Origin of the sequence: Pseudomonas sp. MF5691, assembly GCF_016405645.1 — a bacterium.
GTDB classification, from domain to species: domain Bacteria; phylum Pseudomonadota; class Gammaproteobacteria; order Pseudomonadales; family Pseudomonadaceae; genus Aquipseudomonas; species Aquipseudomonas shahriarae.
The window spans coordinates 196,646-213,725 of sequence record NZ_JAEKDC010000004.1 but is presented as its reverse complement, the minus strand read 5'-3'; the positions used below and the strand labels follow the sequence as shown (position 1 = coordinate 213,725).

At 61.0% G+C, this 17,080-nt stretch carries 17 protein-coding genes; 11 read left to right on the top strand and 6 right to left on the bottom strand.

Translation table 11 applies throughout. The annotated features are described in order from the left end of the window. Nucleotides 1-74: 74 nt before the first annotated feature. Nucleotides 75-1,037 (bottom strand): alpha/beta hydrolase, encoded by a 963-nt coding sequence (locus JFT44_RS08440; RefSeq protein ID WP_198830549.1) that lies wholly within the window; start codon nt 1,035-1,037, stop codon nt 75-77. 142 nt (nt 1,038-1,179) lie between these two features. Between JFT44_RS08440 and aroC the strand changes: the two genes are divergently transcribed. The 4 genes from aroC to JFT44_RS08420 all read left to right on the top strand — a co-directional run bounded on the left by aroC (nt 1,180) and on the right by JFT44_RS08420 (nt 4,538). Beyond that, nucleotides 1,180-2,271, top strand: a complete 1,092-nt coding sequence (gene aroC / locus JFT44_RS08435; RefSeq protein WP_169871882.1) for a chorismate synthase — start codon at nt 1,180-1,182, stop codon at nt 2,269-2,271. A gap of 10 nt (nt 2,272-2,281) precedes the next feature. Further along, entirely contained in the window at nt 2,282-3,430 is a 1,149-nt protein-coding gene (locus tag JFT44_RS08430) for an MFS transporter (protein ID WP_070995349.1), read from the top strand. 46 nt (nt 3,431-3,476) lie between these two features. Then, the gene (locus JFT44_RS08425) at nt 3,477-4,022 is read left to right on the top strand and encodes an acireductone dioxygenase (RefSeq protein ID WP_029300349.1); all 546 of its coding nucleotides are present in this window, start codon (nt 3,477-3,479) and stop codon (nt 4,020-4,022) included. 213 nt (nt 4,023-4,235) lie between these two features. After that, nucleotides 4,236-4,538: a response regulator transcription factor gene (locus JFT44_RS08420; protein WP_032867617.1), complete on the top strand. Its 303-nt coding sequence runs from the start codon at nt 4,236-4,238 to the stop codon at nt 4,536-4,538. 52 nt (nt 4,539-4,590) lie between these two features. Here JFT44_RS08420 and JFT44_RS08415 read toward each other — a convergent pair whose 3' ends face one another. Further along, a complete protein-coding gene (locus tag JFT44_RS08415; RefSeq protein WP_029300345.1) occupies nt 4,591-4,869 on the bottom strand; it encodes a DUF3509 domain-containing protein in 279 nt (92 codons plus the stop codon). A gap of 350 nt (nt 4,870-5,219) precedes the next feature. On the opposite strand from JFT44_RS08415, the gene JFT44_RS08410 reads away from it, so the two are divergent. From JFT44_RS08410 to JFT44_RS08390, 5 genes are all read left to right on the top strand, one after another. Further along, nucleotides 5,220-7,046: a long-chain-acyl-CoA synthetase gene (locus tag JFT44_RS08410; protein ID WP_198830548.1), complete on the top strand. Its 1,827-nt coding sequence runs from the start codon at nt 5,220-5,222 to the stop codon at nt 7,044-7,046. A gap of 110 nt (nt 7,047-7,156) precedes the next feature. Next, on the top strand, nt 7,157-7,672 hold the full coding sequence (locus JFT44_RS08405; protein ID WP_029300341.1) for an ankyrin repeat domain-containing protein: 516 nt from the start codon (nt 7,157-7,159) through the stop codon (nt 7,670-7,672). A gap of 41 nt (nt 7,673-7,713) precedes the next feature. Beyond that, nucleotides 7,714-8,244 (top strand): hypothetical protein, encoded by a 531-nt coding sequence (locus JFT44_RS08400; protein ID WP_198830547.1) that lies wholly within the window; start codon nt 7,714-7,716, stop codon nt 8,242-8,244. Nucleotides 8,245-8,311: 67 nt separating this feature from the next. After that, the gene (locus JFT44_RS08395) at nt 8,312-8,503 is read left to right on the top strand and encodes a PLDc N-terminal domain-containing protein (protein WP_003192770.1); all 192 of its coding nucleotides are present in this window, start codon (nt 8,312-8,314) and stop codon (nt 8,501-8,503) included. Nucleotides 8,504-9,699: 1,196 nt separating this feature from the next. Further along, nucleotides 9,700-11,787, top strand: coding sequence for an LTA synthase family protein (locus JFT44_RS08390; RefSeq protein ID WP_029298760.1), 2,088 nt, complete (start codon nt 9,700-9,702; stop codon nt 11,785-11,787). A gap of 173 nt (nt 11,788-11,960) precedes the next feature. On the opposite strand, the gene JFT44_RS08385 is transcribed toward JFT44_RS08390, so the two are convergent. After that, a complete protein-coding gene (locus JFT44_RS08385; protein WP_032863216.1) occupies nt 11,961-12,113 on the bottom strand; it encodes a DUF3309 family protein in 153 nt (50 codons plus the stop codon). A gap of 330 nt (nt 12,114-12,443) precedes the next feature. On the opposite strand from JFT44_RS08385, the gene JFT44_RS08380 reads away from it, so the two are divergent. Both JFT44_RS08380 and csrA read left to right on the top strand, forming a co-directional pair. Further along, nucleotides 12,444-13,259 carry an SDR family oxidoreductase gene (locus JFT44_RS08380; protein ID WP_029298758.1) on the top strand — a complete coding sequence of 272 codons (816 nt, stop codon included), beginning with the start codon at nt 12,444-12,446 and terminating at the stop codon, nt 13,257-13,259. Nucleotides 13,260-13,492: 233 nt separating this feature from the next. Then, complete coding sequence (gene csrA / locus JFT44_RS08375) at nt 13,493-13,702, top strand: carbon storage regulator CsrA (RefSeq protein WP_198830546.1); 210 nt, start codon at nt 13,493-13,495, stop codon at nt 13,700-13,702. Here the strand turns inward: csrA and JFT44_RS08370 are convergent. The 3 genes from JFT44_RS08370 to ngg all read right to left on the bottom strand — a co-directional run bounded on the left by JFT44_RS08370 (nt 13,699) and on the right by ngg (nt 17,078). Then, complete coding sequence (locus JFT44_RS08370; RefSeq protein WP_003172962.1) at nt 13,699-13,926, bottom strand: YheU family protein; 228 nt, start codon at nt 13,924-13,926, stop codon at nt 13,699-13,701. The two genes, csrA and JFT44_RS08370, sit on opposite strands and share 4 nt — an antisense overlap. Before the next feature lie 59 nt (nt 13,927-13,985). After that, nucleotides 13,986-15,170, bottom strand: coding sequence for an osmoprotectant NAGGN system M42 family peptidase (locus tag JFT44_RS08365; protein WP_029298753.1), 1,185 nt, complete (start codon nt 15,168-15,170; stop codon nt 13,986-13,988). 162 nt (nt 15,171-15,332) lie between these two features. Beyond that, the gene (gene ngg, locus JFT44_RS08360; RefSeq protein ID WP_092235081.1) at nt 15,333-17,078 is read right to left on the bottom strand and encodes an N-acetylglutaminylglutamine synthetase; all 1,746 of its coding nucleotides are present in this window, start codon (nt 17,076-17,078) and stop codon (nt 15,333-15,335) included. Nucleotides 17,079-17,080: the final 2 nt, after the last annotated feature.

Here is a 17,080-nt window from a genome sequence, read left to right as displayed (position 1 = left end):
GAGTCGACAGTCTTTTTGCTGTCGACCCTGTGCTTATCGGCCGTTTTCTCCAGGACTGGAGGGTAAATAGTGGGTTATCGGGGGCGAAGTCCGTCGATAAAGCTCACCAGGCGCCTGCCCAACGCGTCGGCGAGGGGCAATTGTGGGTTGTTGTAGGAGCTCAACTGTTGTTTCACATCGTTGGGTACGATGCGCATGACGTGGTTCATGCCGGGAATCACCGCCAGCTCGGCGTCGGGTTTGGCCTGCTTGAGCTTTTCGGCATCGGCCACCCCCACTTGCAGGTCGGTGGTGCCCTGGACAATCAGGGCCGGCATGTTCAGGCGAGCGAATGCCGCCGCAGGATCTGCGCGAAACAGACTGATCAGATAAGGCTGCACGCTGGGGCGGAAAATACCCTGCAGTGGGTCGGGCACATCGGCATCGACCTGGCCGGCCTTGAGTCGGTCGAGGATCTGGTTACTGCGCAGGAGCAGGGCCGGTGGCAGGTGATCGGCCAGTTGCTGGCGGATCACCTGGTCCACCGGGCGGGCACTGCCGGACAGGGAAACCACCCCGGCGGGGTCGAGCTCAGGGGCGGCCAGGGCTGCGACCAAGGCGCCTTCACTGTGGCCCAGCACTATCAGGGGCCCGAAACGCGGATCGGCCTTGAGGGATTTGCCCCAGGCCATTGCGTCGGCCACATAGGCATCCAGCGTCAGATTGCGCTCATCGGGCGTGGCCTTGAGGCTGGCGGCCACGCCGCGCTTGTCGTAGCGTACGCTGGCAATGTTATGGCGGGCCAGGACCCAGGCCAGGCGTTTGAGGCTGTCGTTGCGTGCCCCTTCGGCGCTGTTGCCGTTGCGATCGGTGGGGCCGGAGCCCGCAATGATCAGCACCACGGGCACGGGCTTGGCGGATTGCGGCAGCAGCAACGAGCCAAACAACTCGCCGCTGCCGGTGTCCAGGCTGATGGGGCGTTGCAGCACCACAGGGGCGGCGGCGTGGGCGGCGGTACAGATCAGGGTGAGGGTAAACAGTAAAACTCGCAGCATCATCGCGCCATCATGAGGAAGGTGCCGGTTGGACCAACGTCTACCGGGAAGGTTTCGAGGATGAACTACTGGGTGAGCCTGCGTATACTGGCGCGCTTAGTTATCACGGTTGAGTTGATTCAACTGATTTCACGGAGCGCTCTGCATGTCCGGCAATACCTACGGCAAGCTGTTCACTGTCACCACCGCAGGCGAAAGCCATGGTCCGGCGTTGGTCGCCATTGTCGACGGCTGCCCGCCCGGCCTTGAGCTGTCCCTGGACGACCTGCAGCGCGACCTCGACCGCCGCAAGCCCGGCACCAGCCGCCACACCACCCAGCGCCAGGAGCCCGACGAAGTCGAAATCCTCTCCGGCGTGTTCGAAGGCCGCACCACCGGGTGCGCCATCGGCCTGTTGATCCGCAACACCGACCAGAAGTCCAAGGACTATTCGGCGATCAAGGATCTGTTCCGCCCGGCCCACGCCGACTACACCTATCACCACAAATACGGCGAGCGCGACTACCGTGGCGGTGGCCGCAGTTCGGCGCGGGAAACCGCGATGCGCGTAGCTGCCGGGGCCATCGCCAAGAAGTACCTGGCGACTCAGGGCATTGTGGTTCGTGGCTACATGAGCCAGTTGGGCCCGATCGAAATCCCGTTCAAGACCTGGGACAGCGTGCAAGACAACGCCTTCTTCAGCCCCGACCCGGACAAGGTGCCGGAACTGGAAGCCTATATGGACCAGTTGCGCCGTGATCAGGATTCGGTAGGCGCCAAGATCACCGTGGTCGCCGAAGGGGTGATGCCGGGCCTGGGCGAGCCGATCTTCGACCGCCTGGACGCTGAACTGGCCCATGCGCTGATGAGCATCAACGCGGTCAAGGGTGTGGAAATCGGCGCCGGCTTCGCCTGCGTTGCCCAGCGTGGCACCGAGCATCGCGATGAACTGACCCCGCAAGGCTTTGTCAGCAACAACGCTGGCGGCATTCTTGGGGGCATCTCCTCCGGCCAGCCGATCGTGGCGCACCTGGCACTCAAGCCGACATCGAGCATTACCACGCCGGGGCGTTCCATCAATATGCATGGCAACCCGGTGGACGTGATCACCAAGGGTCGCCATGACCCTTGCGTGGGCATCCGCGCCACGCCGATTGCCGAGGCAATGATGGCCATTGTGCTGATGGACCACCTGCTGCGCCACCGTGGGCAGAATGCCGATGTGCGTGTAAGTACCCCGGTGCTGGGCCAGCTGTGACGGTCTGACCGTGACAGCACTCCCGTACTGGCGACTCTCCAGCTTCTATCTGTTCTATTTCGCCCTGCTGGGGGCGACGGCGCCATTCCTGGCGCTGTATTTCCATCATCTGGGGTTCTCCAGCGCGCGCATTGGCGAGCTGGTAGCGATCCCGATGCTGATGCGCTGCGTGGCACCCAATATCTGGGGCTGGCTGGGGGACTACACCGGTCGGCGCCTGGCCATCGTGCGGTTTGGCGCGGTGTGCACGTTGCTGAGTTTTTCGCTGATCTTCGTCAGCCAGAGCTACGCCTGGCTGGCGCTGGTGATGGCCCTGCATGCGTTCTTTTGGCATGCGGTGCTGCCGCAGTTCGAGGTCATCACCCTGGCGCATCTACGCGGCCAGACCTCACGCTACAGCCAGGTCCGCCTCTGGGGCTCGGTGGGTTTTATCCTCGCCGTCGTTGCCCTGGGGCGACTGTTTGAAGCCCTGAGCCTGGACATCTACCCGGTGGCAATCGTGTTGATCATGGCCGGCATCATCGGTGCCAGTTGGTGGGTGCCCAATGCCCAGCCGACGTCCACCGGGGAGCGCGGGGCCGGCGACGGCTTCCTGCGACAATTGCGCAGCCCTGGTGTGCTGGCGTTCTATGCCTGCGTGGCCTTGATGCAAATGAGCCACGGCCCGTACTACACCTTTCTTACCCTGCACCTGGAAAGCCTCGGTTACAGCCGGGGTGTGATCGGTTTGTTGTGGGCCTTGGGCGTGGTGGCAGAAGTGTTGATGTTCATGGCCATGAGCCGGATTCTCACGCGCTTCTCGGTGCGCCGGGTGCTGGCGGCGAGTTTCCTGCTGGCGGCGTTGCGCTGGTTGTTGCTGGGTTCGTTCGCCGAGTTCCTGTGGGTGCTGCTATTTGCCCAATTGCTGCATGCCGCGACCTTTGGCAGCTTTCATGCGGCGGCCATCCAGTTTGTGCAGCGCAGCTTCGGTGCACGCCAGCAAGGCCAGGGCCAGGCCCTGTATGCGGCGCTGGCCGGCACCGGCGGCGCGCTGGGCGCCTTGTATTCCGGTTATAGCTGGAACCAACTAGGGCCGACCCTGACCTTCAGTATCGCCAGCCTCGCGGCCCTGGCCGCCGCGTTGCTCATGCTGCTGCGCTTGCCCGAGGAACGGCCGTGAGCCCGGCCCATCATCTGCAGACTCTTACCGCCCGAGGACCCCTTTTATGAGCATTCTCTTCGTTTATCACGTTGCCACCCCGGACACCCCGAACAAGGTCCTGACCCACGCTGACGACATTGCCTCGACCCTGGCCGAGCACGGCGTGGGCTTCGAGCGCTGGCAGGCCAACACCCGCGTCGAGGCCGGTGCCAGCGCGGCCGAGGTGACGGCGGCGTACCAGGGGCCCATCGACAGCTGGATGACCGCCCAGGGCTACGCGCACGTAGAGGTATTGAGTGTGAGCCGCGAGCATCCGCAAAAGGACGCCGTTGCTGCGGGTTTGCGCGATGAATATCGCCACGATGCCGATGAAATCCGCCTGTTCGCCGCCGGGCGAGGGCTGCTCGGCCTGCACATCGGCGATTACATCTTCACGGTACTCTGCGAAAAACACGACCTGCTGCGCATCCCGGCCGGCATACCGCGCTGGTTTGACTTGGGGGAAGAACCGCGTGTGGTTGCCATCAGCCTGTTCCAGACGGCCGCCGGGGCCGTGGCGCAAGTAACCGGCAGTGATATCGCCCAAGCGTTCCCCGGATTGGATGATTGATCCAAGTTCGCTTTTCACAAACTTATTCAATACTCCGAAGTTGGATAAGTTTGTGGGAATGGGCTCTATAGTTTGTAAGTTATAGCTATTTGTCTGTGGGTCGATGTGTTAATCCCAGGCTTTATGTAACTCTCCCGTCGCTGTGTATTTATCTGTCAATAGGAGGAGTCCGAATATTGGCAGTGCAATTCAATAAGAGACGGAGAGGTATGCATGAGCAGCCCAGATGAGTCGATCCCATCCGTGGCGCCTGCGGCAAACGAGGCCTGTGAACAGGCCTCCGACCACAGGGCAGATGGCGCACAACTGGCGTTGCCGAACAAGCCGCTGACTGCCAAGGAACTGGAAATATTGCATTGGGCCACGGAGGGCAAGACCGTATGGGAAATCAGTCGGATCCGTTGCGTCTCACAAGCCACGGTAAAATTTCACCTGCGCAATATCTACTGCAAGCTGCGCGTCAACAACCGGGTCCAGGCGGTGAGCGAGGCGATCAAGCGCGGTTTGTGCAGATAAAAAAAGGCCGTGAAGCCTGACGGCTTCACGGCCCTGGAAAACAAACCGGTACTCAGGCCGAGTGGTAGGTCGGCAGGGCAAAGCGGTGCTGGCTTTGCAGCATCGAAATCTGCGGCAGCTCGCTGGCCTGTTCTGCCAGGTCACGACGGATGGCGCTGATGACCCACGTCAGTTGGTCGGCAGTGTGCAGCTGCTGGTACGAGATCGAGCGTTTGATCTGCTTGCCCTCGGTGTTGCGCAGGGTCAGCAGGATGCCACCGTCAGGACGCGCTTGGGTGGTGACGTCGTAGTTGGAGAATACAGAAGCGAATTTGTCTTGGATCAGGCTCATGTCTATCGGCTCCATTGGCTCGTGTTGTGCGGCATGGAGTGATAGGTGCAGTGATTGTGCCAGTATTGCTTTTTATAAAAAATCCTTACAAATCAATATCTTATAAAAAATTGAATTTTTCGGTTTCGTGCAATATGCATGAATGGCCATCGTGCATCCTGCATTTTGCGCTATTGGCCGGTGACGAACGGTGCTGGGCGGCACCGCGCTGTGGGATACAAAACATTGCAAATCCTGCGTGTACAGCCAAGGAATGGCTGACGTATTTTCCTGTAAGGCATTCAGGAACGGTCCTACGTCCCATGACGGCCTGCAGACCCTACGAATAATAAGAAAAAGGACTTCTGTACATGAGCAATCCGAACAGCGAGATGATTACCCTCGGCATGATGTTGCGCAAGGTGCCGACCATTGTCCGTGCCCTGTCACGCCTGGTACGGGGTATCCGCGTCGCCAACATCACTGACCCCGATCAACCCTGCGGGTTGGGCTGGACCTTCGAACAGGCCACCCAGCGCAACCCCGAGGGCGCGGCGCTGCTGTACGGCGACCAGGTGCTCAGTTACCGCCAGGCCAACCAGCATGCCAACCGCATCGCCCATCACCTGCAAGCCCAGGGCATTGGCAAGGGGGATGTGGTCGCGCTGTTTATTGAAAACCGTCCCGAACTGCTGCTGACCGTGCTGGCGGTGGCCAAGGTCGGCGGCATCTGCGCCATGCTCAACACCGCGCAAACCCAGGCGGTGCTGGTTCACAGCCTGACCCTGGTAGACCCGGTGGCGATTGTGGTCGGCGCGGAGCTGGTCGAAGCCTACGACGCCGTGCGCGGGCAGGTGGCGATTGATCCTCAGCGCACCTGGTACGTTGCCGAACAACCGGCGGCGCCGGTGCCCGCGGGCTATGTCGACCTGATGGCAGCCAGCGCGGACTGCTCGCCGGATAACCCCGCAAGCACCCAGCAGATCTACTTCAACGACCCATGCTTCTATATCTACACCTCCGGCACCACCGGTTTGCCCAAGGCTGGCATCTTCAAGCATGGCCGCTGGATGAAATCCTCGGCGAGCTTCGGCACCATCGCCCTGGACATGGGGCCGGAGGACGTCGTGTATTGCACCCTGCCGCTGTACCACGCCACCGGGCTTTGCGTGTGCTGGGGTTCGGCGATTGCCGGCGCGTCGGGGTTTGCCATCCGCCGCAAGTTCAGCGCCAGCCAGTTCTGGGACGATGTGCGCAAATTCAATGCAACCACCCTGGGATATGTCGGTGAGTTGTGCCGCTACCTGATCGACCAGCCGCCAAGCCCGCGCGACTGCGACAACCGCGTGGTGAAGATGATCGGCAACGGCTTGCGCCCCGGGGTGTGGGGGCCGTTCAAGGAGCGCTTTGGCGTCGAGCATATCTGCGAGCTGTATGCGGCCAGCGACGGCAATATCGGTTTCACCAACGTGCTGAATTTCGACAACACCATCGGCTTTTCCCTGATGCACTGGGCGCTGGTGGACTACGCCCATGACACCTGCGAACCGATCCGTGGCAGCAATGGCTTCATGCGTGAAGTGCAGAAGGGCGGGCAGGGCCTGCTGCTGGCCAGGATCGACGACAAGGCGCCGTTCGATGGCTACACCGACCCGGAAAAGAACCGCAAGGTGGTCTTGAGCGATGTCTTCGAAAAGGGCGATCGCTATTTCAACACCGGCGATCTGCTGCGCAGCATCGGCTTTGGCCATGCGCAGTTCGTCGACCGCCTGGGCGACACCTATCGCTGGAAGGGCGAGAACGTTTCCACCACCGAGGTGGAAAACATCTTTATGCAGTACCCGCAGATCACCGAGGCGGTGGCCTACGGTGTGGAAATCGCCAATACCAACGGCCGCGCCGGGATGGCCGCGATTACCCCGTCCGAGTCCCTGGCAACCCTGGATATGCGGGCGCTGTTGCAGTTCGCCCTGAGCCAGATGCCGGCCTATGCGGTGCCGCTGTTCCTGCGGATCAAGGTCAAGATGGAAACCACAGGCACCTTCAAGTACCAGAAGGTGCGCCTCAAGGAAGAGGCGTTCGACCCGGCCAGGGTCGGTGATGATCCGCTCTATGCCTGGCTGCCAGGCACGGATGCCTATGTGCCTGTGACCGAGCAGGTGCTGGTGGATATTCAGGGCGGAAAATATCGCTACTGACGGTGGGTGATAGAGCCTGGCTATTGCGGCTTTCGGCAAAAAAGGGGTGACAGGCGTGGCGCTGCTCGGGAAACTGACGGCCTTACGCCACACCCCACAGGGAGCCGCAGATGTCAGATCAAGCCAAACAAATGACCGAAGATGAAGCCGCCGAATTTGCCGAGCAGGTCTTCGACGTGGCCCGCCGGGGTGATGCCGCCATGCTGGCCGCGCTGCTGGCCAAGGGCTTGCCGGTCAATCTGCGCAATCACAATGGCGATACCTTGTTGATGTTGTCCGCCTATCACGGGCATGCCGATGCCGTGAAGGTGCTGCTGGAGTTCAAGGCCGATCCGCAGATGGCCAATGACAAAAACCAGTTGCCCATCGCCGGTGCTGCGTTCAAGGGCAACCTCGCGGTGGTCAAGGCGTTGATCGAAGGTGGCGCCCCGGTTGAAGGCGCATCTGCCGATGGCCGCACGGCGCTGATGATGGCCGCGATGTTCAACCGCACCGAGATAGTCGATTACCTCCTCAGCGTCGGGGCCAACCCGAAGGCCACCGATGCCCAGGGCGTGACTGCGCTGGTGGCGGCCCAGACCATGGGGGCAGTGGATACGACGGCGCAGTTGCAAAAACTGGTGTAGGCTTTGCGCCCTCAAAATCAGCCTCGCCACAGGATCCGCCCATGAACACCGCGCTCGTCGAACTCATCACTAAAATCAGTTCCGGTTGCCTGGGCGAGGCCGAGATCGCGCAGATCGCCGACGAGGCTGCCCAAGCCTACGCGGATGCCGAGGGGTTCCTGGCGGCCAACCCCGATATCAACTACGACGACAGCTTCCCCATCCCCCTGGGTGAGTGGATTGTGGTCGGTAGCCTGCCGGAAACGGTGCTTTTCCAGGCCGATACCTACCAGGACCTATTCGCCCAGATCGTCGCCTCGTTTGGTCCCGACGTGGCGTTCAACCTCAAGCCCAAGCAATTGGCCAAGACCGAGGCGCTCACGGCGCTCAATCGCATCCAGATCCAACTCGCTGCCATGAACCCGGAAAACGGCGGCTACACCCTGATGAACTTCAGCCAGTTGCTCGATGACGAGATCCAGGCGGTGTTGGTGTACGGCAACGATGTGCCACGGGTGCTGGAGTTGTGTGCTGCAGTCGGGATCAAGGGTGAGCCGTCCCTGGAAGCCCTGCGCATTGCCCTGCACGTATGAAATAAAACGGAACCCTCGCCAGGGCTGGCTATCCTAAGCAGGCAAGCCCTCATTTAGGAGCGACACCATGGGTTCCACATTTAACAGCCTGATCGGCTTGATCATCCTGGCTTTGGATATCTGGGCGATCATCAACGTGTTCAAAAGCGGCGCCAGCACCGGCGCCAAAGTGTTGTGGATCCTGTTGATCCTGCTGTTGCCGGTATTGGGCCTGATTATCTGGGCCATCGCCGGACCACGGGGCAATGTGCGGATCTGATCCTCAGTGAGCACAAGCAAGTAATGTGCGGCCTTGCCGGCGATAGCTGTGAGTATCTACACAACTCTTTGATGGTTCTTGGAGGCGGTGTACATATCCGTTGCTGTGGTCACGGCGGCTAATGGTTCCGCTTTTACAGCGGGTCACTTTCGAAGAGCGCGAAAGTAACCAAAGCGCTCTTGCCCCACCACTCGGTGCCTCGCCTAGGCTCGGCATACCCGCAGTCAGGCATTGCTCCGTGGGCCCGCCGCGATCGGCCATCCATGGCCGTGTCGCGGCTACCCCGGCATCCATGCCGGGGTGCCCACTGCGCAATACCTGCCTGCGGCCATCGTGGTTTAACGGGGCGCCTAAGATCAAAAGCCAGATCAACAGCAACGCCAGAGCGCGAAGCTGCATTCCCCTGTGGGAGCGGGCTTGCTCGCGAATGCGGTGTATCAGTCAATATATCCATCACTGACCCACCGCATTCGCGAGCAAGCCCGCTCCCACAAGGGGGACGCGCACGCTTCGACGATCAGGCCGGCTGTCAGGCCGCCTCGCTCTGCTTGTGATTTTGATCTTAGGCGCCCCGTTAAACCACGCTGGCCGTCATCCGATATTGATTTGGGGGGTAAACCGGCAGGACGCCGGTTTAGCCGCGCTGGGCCATGGAGGGCCCATCGCGGCGGCCCCCCAAATCAATGTCGGATTACGGGCACACCGAGCCTAGGCGAGGTGCCGAGTGGTGGGGCAAGAGCGCTTTGGTTACTTTCGCGCTCTTCGAAAGTGACCCGCCGTCAGGGCGGAACCCTAAGTGGCCGTGACCGCAGCAACGGATATGTACACACCCCCAAAAGAGCAACTTGTGTAGATCCTAATGCCCCATCATTACCCGATTAATTGGCTGACACGCCGCTATCGCGAGCAAACCCACCCCCACATTTTTGTACCCCGCATCTAGATTTGTGTGTCTGGATATTCGCTGCACAAAATTTTCACACTTCATCCAAGACAATTCCCCCGCTTTATTTTCCTGCCACGGTCCCTCTGTGCCGCCAGGAGCCCTGCGCGATGAGTAATCAATAGCGTTGCCGACGTTGATCGGGCACCATCTGCCCACCGCGTAATACCCTGGACCCTTTGCCTTTAATGGCCGGGGCAGGACGCCGCTGCATTATTTCGCCACTTAAACTTCCAATGGGTCCTCAAACAACATGGCAAACCCGGACGCCCTGAATCAGCAGCGAGCTTCTAATCGCCTGCTGCAACCCACCGTCAAATCCCACCTGGCCTACACGCTGCTTTGCGCGCTGGTCATGATGGTGATGCTCTCCCTGCTGCGCCTCGGGCTGTTGGTCTACAACAGCGACATGATGCTCGACACCCCGGCCTCGACCTTCCTTGAAGCGTTCGTCAACGGCCTGCGCCTGGACTTGCGCCTGGTGGTGTACCTGAGCATCCCGCTGATCCTGGCGCTGTTCAGCGTGCGCGCCATGGCCGCCCGCGGGTTCTTCCGGTTGTGGCTGACCGTGGTTTCCAGCATCGCGCTGTTCCTTGGCCTGATGGAGATGGACTTCTACCGCGAGTTCCACCAGCGCCTCAACGGCCTGGTCTTCCAGTACGTCAAGGAAGATCCGAAAACCGTGATGAGCATGCTCTGGTACGGCTTCCCGGTGGTGCGCTACCTGCTGGGCTGGGCCGTGGGTACGTTTATCCTGAGCATCGCCTTCAAAGGCGCTGATCGTGCAACGCGGCCCCGTGGCCCGTTCAGCGGTGGCACCGTCGGCACCCGCCAGGTTGCCCCGTGGTACAGCCGCATCGCCGTGTTCGTGGTGTGCTTGCTGATTGCCGTGGTCGCCGCGCGTGGCACCCTGCGCCAGGGCCCGCCGCTGCGTTGGGGTGACGTTTACACCACCGACTCCAACTTCGCCAACCACCTGGGCCTCAACGGTACGCTGTCGCTGATCGGTGCGGCCAAGGCGCGTTTCTCCGAGCATCGCGAGAACGTCTGGAAAGCCACCCTGGAGCAACCGCTGGCCACCCAGACCGTGCGTGACATGCTGGTGTTGCCTGACGAAAAACTGGTGGATACCGACACCGCCGCCGTGCGCCGTGACTTCACGCCACCGGCCGAGAAGACCCTGCCGATCAAGAACGTCGTGGTGATCCTGATGGAAAGCTTCGCCGGTCACTCGGTGGGCGCGTTGGGCAGCAACGGCAAGATCACGCCGTACTTCGATGAGTTGACCAAGGAAGGCCTGCTGTTCGACCGTTTCTTCTCCAACGGCACCCACACCCACCAGGGCATGTTCGCCACCATGGCGTGCTTCCCGAACCTGCCAGGCTTCGAATACCTGATGCAGACCCCGGAAGGCAGCCACAAGTTGTCGGGCTTGCCGCAATTGCTCAGTGCCCGTGATTTCGACGATGTGTATGTCTACAACGGCGACTTCGCCTGGGATAACCAGTCGGGCTTCTTCAGCAACCAGGGCATGACCAACTTCATTGGCCGCAATGACTTCGTCGACCCGGTGTTCTCCGATCCGACCTGGGGCGTGTCCGACCAGGACATGTTCGACCGTGGCCTGCAAGAGTTGAAGGCGCGCGAGGGCGGCAAGCCGTTCTACGCACTGCTGCAAACCCTGTCCAACCATACGCCGTACGCCTTGCCGACGCCGTTGCCGGTCGAGCCGGTGACTGACCGTGGCCGCCTCAACGAACATTTGACGGCCATGCGCTACTCCGACTGGGCCTTGGGCCAGTTCTTCGAGAAGGCCCGCAAAGAGCCGTACTTCAAGGACACCCTGTTTGTGATCGTCGGCGACCATGGTTTTGGTAACGAGCAACAGATCACCGAAATGGACCTGGGCCGCTTCAACGTGCCACTGCTGCTGATTGCCCCGGGCATGCAGGACAAGTTCGGCGTGCGCGACCACACCGTGGGTACGCAGATCGACATCGTGCCGACCATCATGGGCCGCCTGGGCGGCGAAACCCGTCACCAGTGCTGGGGCCGTGACCTGCTCAACCTGCCGGAAGGCGACAAGGGCTTTGGCGTGATCAAGCCATCGGGTAGCGACCAGACCGTGGCCTTGCTCACGGCTGACCGTGTGTTGGTATTGCCCAAGGAGATGCCACCGAAACTGTGGCAATACGAACTGGGCGCCAACCCTACCGGCAAGGTAATCCCTGAGTCGGCGGATGAGGCACAACTCAAGCAGAAACTTGAGTCGTTCCTGCAGACCGCTACCAAGAGCCTGCTGGATAACACCGCAGGCGTGGTAGACGGTAAGCCGGACTAATCGCCAGGCAATAAAAAAGAGGCCTTCTTCAAGGCCTCTTTTTTTGCATCTTTTTTTTGTAGGAGGAGCTTGCTCGCGAAAAATGCCCAGGCAACACGTTTGTTCTGGATAACCGCAGTGCGGCTGAGTTCTTCGCGAGCAAGCTCGCTCCTACAGTTATGCAATCAACGTCGTTATATCTTGCCCAGCAACAACAGAATCAATAGCACCACCAGCACCGTGCCGAGAATACCCGATGGCCCATAACCCCAGTTGCGCGAGTGCGGGAACACCGGCAGGCCGCCGACCAGCAGGAGGATCAGAACAATGATAAGAATGAGGCTCATAGGTTGTTTTCCTTATTCGTCTTCTGAAAAGACCTGATTGTTAATTGTCAGAGCCGCACATCTAAAACGGCTGCCTTAACCAATCCGACTCCTGCACTTTGCAGAAAATTCCCTGTTTTTTTAAAGCGATTTGGCCGTTGGCTTATTTCCTTTTTAATTGTAGTGCGGCTTCGCACTTAGTTTAAAAAGATTGAACTAACCCCAGGCCCTGGCATCCGACCGGGCCCTTGGTTTGCCCGCGGCATTCAGCAACTTGATGGTGCATGGGGCGGTGAATAACCTTCGCTACACTGGCGCGTACTTCTTCCCTGAACCACAAGGCTACTTCCTATGCAAAATCGCATGATGATCACTGGCGCCGGATCCGGCCTGGGTCGCGAAATCGCTCTGCGCTGGGCCCGCGAAGGTTGGCAACTGGCCTTGTCGGATGTCAGTGAGCCGGGTTTGCAGGAAACCCTCGCGCTGGTGCGCCAGGCCGGTGGCGATGGCTTTATCCAGCGCTGCGACGTGCGTGACTACAGCCAGCTCACTGCCTTTGCCCAGGCCTGCGAAGTCAAGCTGGGCGGTATCGATGTGATCGTCAACAACGCCGGGGTCGCCTCCGGTGGGTTCTTCAGTGAATTGTCCCTGGAGGATTGGGACTGGCAGATCGCAATCAACCTGATGGGCGTGGTCAAGGGCTGCAAGGCCTTCCTGCCGCTGCTGGAAAAAAGCAAGGGCCGGATCATCAACATCGCCTCGATGGCGGCGCTGATGCAAGGCCCGGCCATGAGCAACTACAACGTGGCCAAGGCTGGTGTGGTGGCGCTTTCGGAAAGCCTGTTGGTGGAACTCAAGCAGCAGGAAGTCGGGGTACACGTGGTTTGCCCGTCGTTCTTCCAGACCAACCTGCTGGACTCGTTCCGCGGCCCCACCCCGGCGATGAAGGCCCAGGTCGGCAAGCTGCTGGAAAGCTCGCCGATCACGGCGGCGGACATCGCCGATTACATCTACCAGCGCGTGGCGGCCGGTGAGTTCATGATCCTGCCCCATGAACAAGGGCGGATGGCCTGGGCCTTGAAGCAGAAAAACCCGCAGTTGCTGTATGACGAGATGACCAGCATGTCGGAAAAAATGCGCGCCAAGGCCCAGTCGGTCAAAAGTTAACGGGCGCAGGGGCAAGTGTGGTTCAGGCGCTTGTTGTGGCTAGGGGGCTTGCCCCCTAGCCACAGAGTAAACGGTGTGTTTGGTTTTTTGCTCTTTTGCGGCGTTTTTTATATTTGTCTGTCAGTAAAGTTAACCAAGGCTTGTAGGGGAGGCCTGTTTAGCTGGCAAGGCATTGATGGGGCATGGGGGAGGGCGCATGGTCGATGTCCGGTAACTTTCAAAGGACAAACGCCATGCTGGTACTTAGCCGCACCGTAGGCGAAATCATTTCCATCGGCGATCACATCACCCTGCGGATCCTGGAGGTCAACAACTTCCAGGTGAAACTCGGCGTGGAAGCGCCGGCAGGGGTCAATGTGCATCGGGCGGAGGTCTACGAAAAGATCCGCAACCTGCAGGGGCCACCGCTGGCGCCCCATCCGGTGCCCGTGCCCAACCCTTAGTCGAACAGATGCTTGGGCACGTCGTGCTTGAGCATCAGTTGGCACTGTTCACTCTCCGGATCGAAAACGATCAGCGCCTGGCCCTTGGTCAACGCCTGGCGTACGCGCAGTACGCGGGTTTCCAGGGGCGTGTCGTCGCCGTTATCGGTGCCGTCGCGGGTGACGAAGTCTTCAATGAGGCGGGTCAGGGTGTCGACTTCAAGTGCATCGTGGGGAATCAGCATACAAGCCTCAAATGGTTGATCCCGGCGATCCTACTGTGCCGGGATCATTGTTGCCAGCTTCAGGATTTCTGCCCGACCAGGCTATCCACCGACGGCACGCGGGTGTCGCTCTCCATTTGCGTCTCGTGCTCCAGTTGATGGCTGAAGCGGTCCAGGGAACCCTGGGCGGGCTGGGCATCGCTGGCAAATACCGGCGGGCTGAGGATGTAGGCGCCAAGCAGGCGACTCAATGCCGCCAGGCTGTCGATATGGGTCCGCTCGTAACCGTGGGTCGCATCGCAGCCAAAGGCCAGCAGCGCGGTGCGGATATCGTGCCCGGCCGTCACGGCCGAGTGGGCATCGCTGAAGTAATAGCGAAACAGATCGCGGCGTACTGGCAATTCATGGTCGGCGGCCAGGCGCAGCAGGTGACGGGACAAATGATAGTCGTAGGGCCCGCCGGAATCCTGCATCGCGACGCTCACGGCATGCTCGCTGGAGTGCTGGCCGGGGGCGACCGGTGCAATGTCGATGCCGACGAACTCGCTGACATCCCAGGGTAATGCCGCCGCCGCGCCGCTGCCGGTTTCTTCGGTGATGGTGAACAGCGGGTGGCAGTCGATCAGCAACGGTTCACCGCTGTCGACGATCGCCTTGAGCGCCGCCAGCAAGGCGGCGACCCCGGCTTTGTCATCCAGGTGACGGGCGCTGATATGGCCGCTTTCGGTGAACTCCGGCAGCGGGTCGAACGCCACGAAGTCGCCGACACTGATCCCCAGGGAGTCGCAATCGGCACGGGTGGTGCAGTAGGCGTCCAGGCGCAGTTCGATATGGTCCCAACTGATCGGCATTTCATCCACGGCGGTATTGAACGCGTGCCCGGAAGCCATCAGCGGCAGGACGCTGCCGCGGATCACGCCATTGTCGGTGAACAGGCTCACGCGGCTGCCTTCGGCAAAGCGGCTGGACCAGCAGCCCACGGGGGCCAGGGTCAGGCGGCCATTGTCCTTGATCGCCCGCACGGCAGCGCCGATGGTGTCCAGGTGCGCGGAAACCGCGCGGTCCGGGCTGTTTTGCTGGCCCTTGAGGGTGGCGCGGATGGTTCCGCGACGGGTCATTTCAAAGGGGATGCCCAGTTCTTCGAGACGCTCGGCGACGTAACGCACGATGGTGTCGGTAAAGCCGGTGGGGCTGGGGATGGCGAGCATTTCCAGCAGCACTTTCTGCAGGTAGTTGAGATCCGGTTCGGGGATGGTTCGGGTCATGGAAACTCCTGATGAGTTGAGGGCATCGATGGTTTCGATGAGGGGGCTGAGGGTATTGGTGCCTGGGCTGGTCTCATCGCGGGCAAGCCCGCTCCTACAGTTGATCGCGTACCACTGTGTGCGGGCTTGCCCGCGATGAGGGCCGACCAGTCAACGCCTATCTCAAGCCGTGGACTGACTATGGGGAAACAACAGATCCACGAATTTCTCCGCAGTCGGTTGCGGTTCATGATTGGCCAAGCCGGCGCGTTCATTGGCTTCGATAAATACATATTCCGGCTGGTCGGCGGCCGGCACCATCAGGTCCAGGCCCACCATGGGAATGTCGAGGGCGCGCGCGGCACGCACGGCAGCGTCTGCCAGGGTCGGGTGCAGGATCGCCGTGACATCTTCCAGGCAACCACCGGTGTGCAGGTTGGCGGTGCGCCGCACGGCCAGCACTTCGCCGGAAGGCAAAATGCTGTCGTAGTCGTAACCCGCCGCTTTCAAGGTGCGCAGGGTTTCGTCGTCCATGGGGATGCGGCTTTCGCCATCGGTGGCCGCCTGGCGTCGGCGGCTTTGCACTTCGATCAACGCACCGACGCTGTGCTTGCCGTCACCAATCACCTGGGCCGGGCGGCGGATGGCGGCGGCCACCACTTCAAAACCAATGACCAGGATGCGCAGGTCCAGGCCTTCGTGGAAGCTCTCCAGCAATACCCGCGAGTCAAACTGGCGCGCCGCCTCGATAGCGCTTTGCACTTCTTCGATGGTCTGCAAGTCCACGGCCACGCCCTGGCCCTGTTCCCCGTCCAGCGGCTTGACCACGATGCGCTGGTGTTCGTCGAGGAACTCCAGGTTATCGTCGGCGCTGGCGGCCAGTTGCTGCGACGGCAATTTCAAACCAGCGGCGCTCAGGGTCTTGTGGGTCAGGCTCTTGTCCTGGCACAGGGTCATGCTGATGGCACTGGTCAGGTCGCTCAACGACTCGCGGCAGCGCACCCGCCGCCCGCCATGGCTGAGGGTAAACAGCCCGGCATCGGCGTCATCTACCTGCACGTCGATCCCGCGTCGGTGGGCTTCTTCGACAATGATCCGCGCATAGGGATTGAACCCCGCCTGAGGCCCCGGGCCGAGGAACAGCGGTTGGTTGATGCCATTCTTGCGCTTGATCGCGAAGGTGGTGAGGGCACGAAAGCCGAGCTTGGCGTAGAGGCTCTTCGCCTGACGATTGTCATGCAATACCGACAGGTCCAGGTAACTCAGGCCACGGCTCATAAAGTGCTCGATCAGATGGCGCACCAGCACTTCACCGACCCCCGGCCGCGAGCATTGCGGGTCTACGGCCAGGCACCAGAGGCTGCTGCCGCTTTCCGGATCGTGGAAGGCCTTTTGATGATTGAGGCCCATGACGCTGCCGATCACCGCGCCGCTGTCTTCGTCCTCGGCCAGCCAGTACACCGGGCCACCTTGATGGCGCGGGGTCAACAGGTTGGCATCCACCGGCAACATGCCGCGGCCCTGGTACAGGCGATTGACGGCCTGCCAGTCGGCTTCGCTCTGTACCCGACGAATGCGGAAGCCACGAAACACCCGGGTCGCCGGGCGGTAGTCGGTGAACCACAGGCGCAGGGTGTCGGACGGATCAAGGAACAACTGCTGTGGATCGATCCCGAGGATCTGCTGGGGCGCCGCTACATACAGGGCGATATCCCGTTCCCCCGGCTGCTCATTGAGCAACTCCAGGGCCAGGCTCGCCGGGTCAGGGAAGGTATGGCCAATCAACAACCGGCCCCAGCCGCAATGCACGGCGATGGGTTGCGCGCTGGGTTCGCTGCCGTCTTCGGCCAGGCGCGCTTGCAAGCGCTCGTAGGAAGGCGCCTGGCCGCGCAGCAGGCGTTGGCTGTAGGCCGTGGCGTGAGGTTTCATCA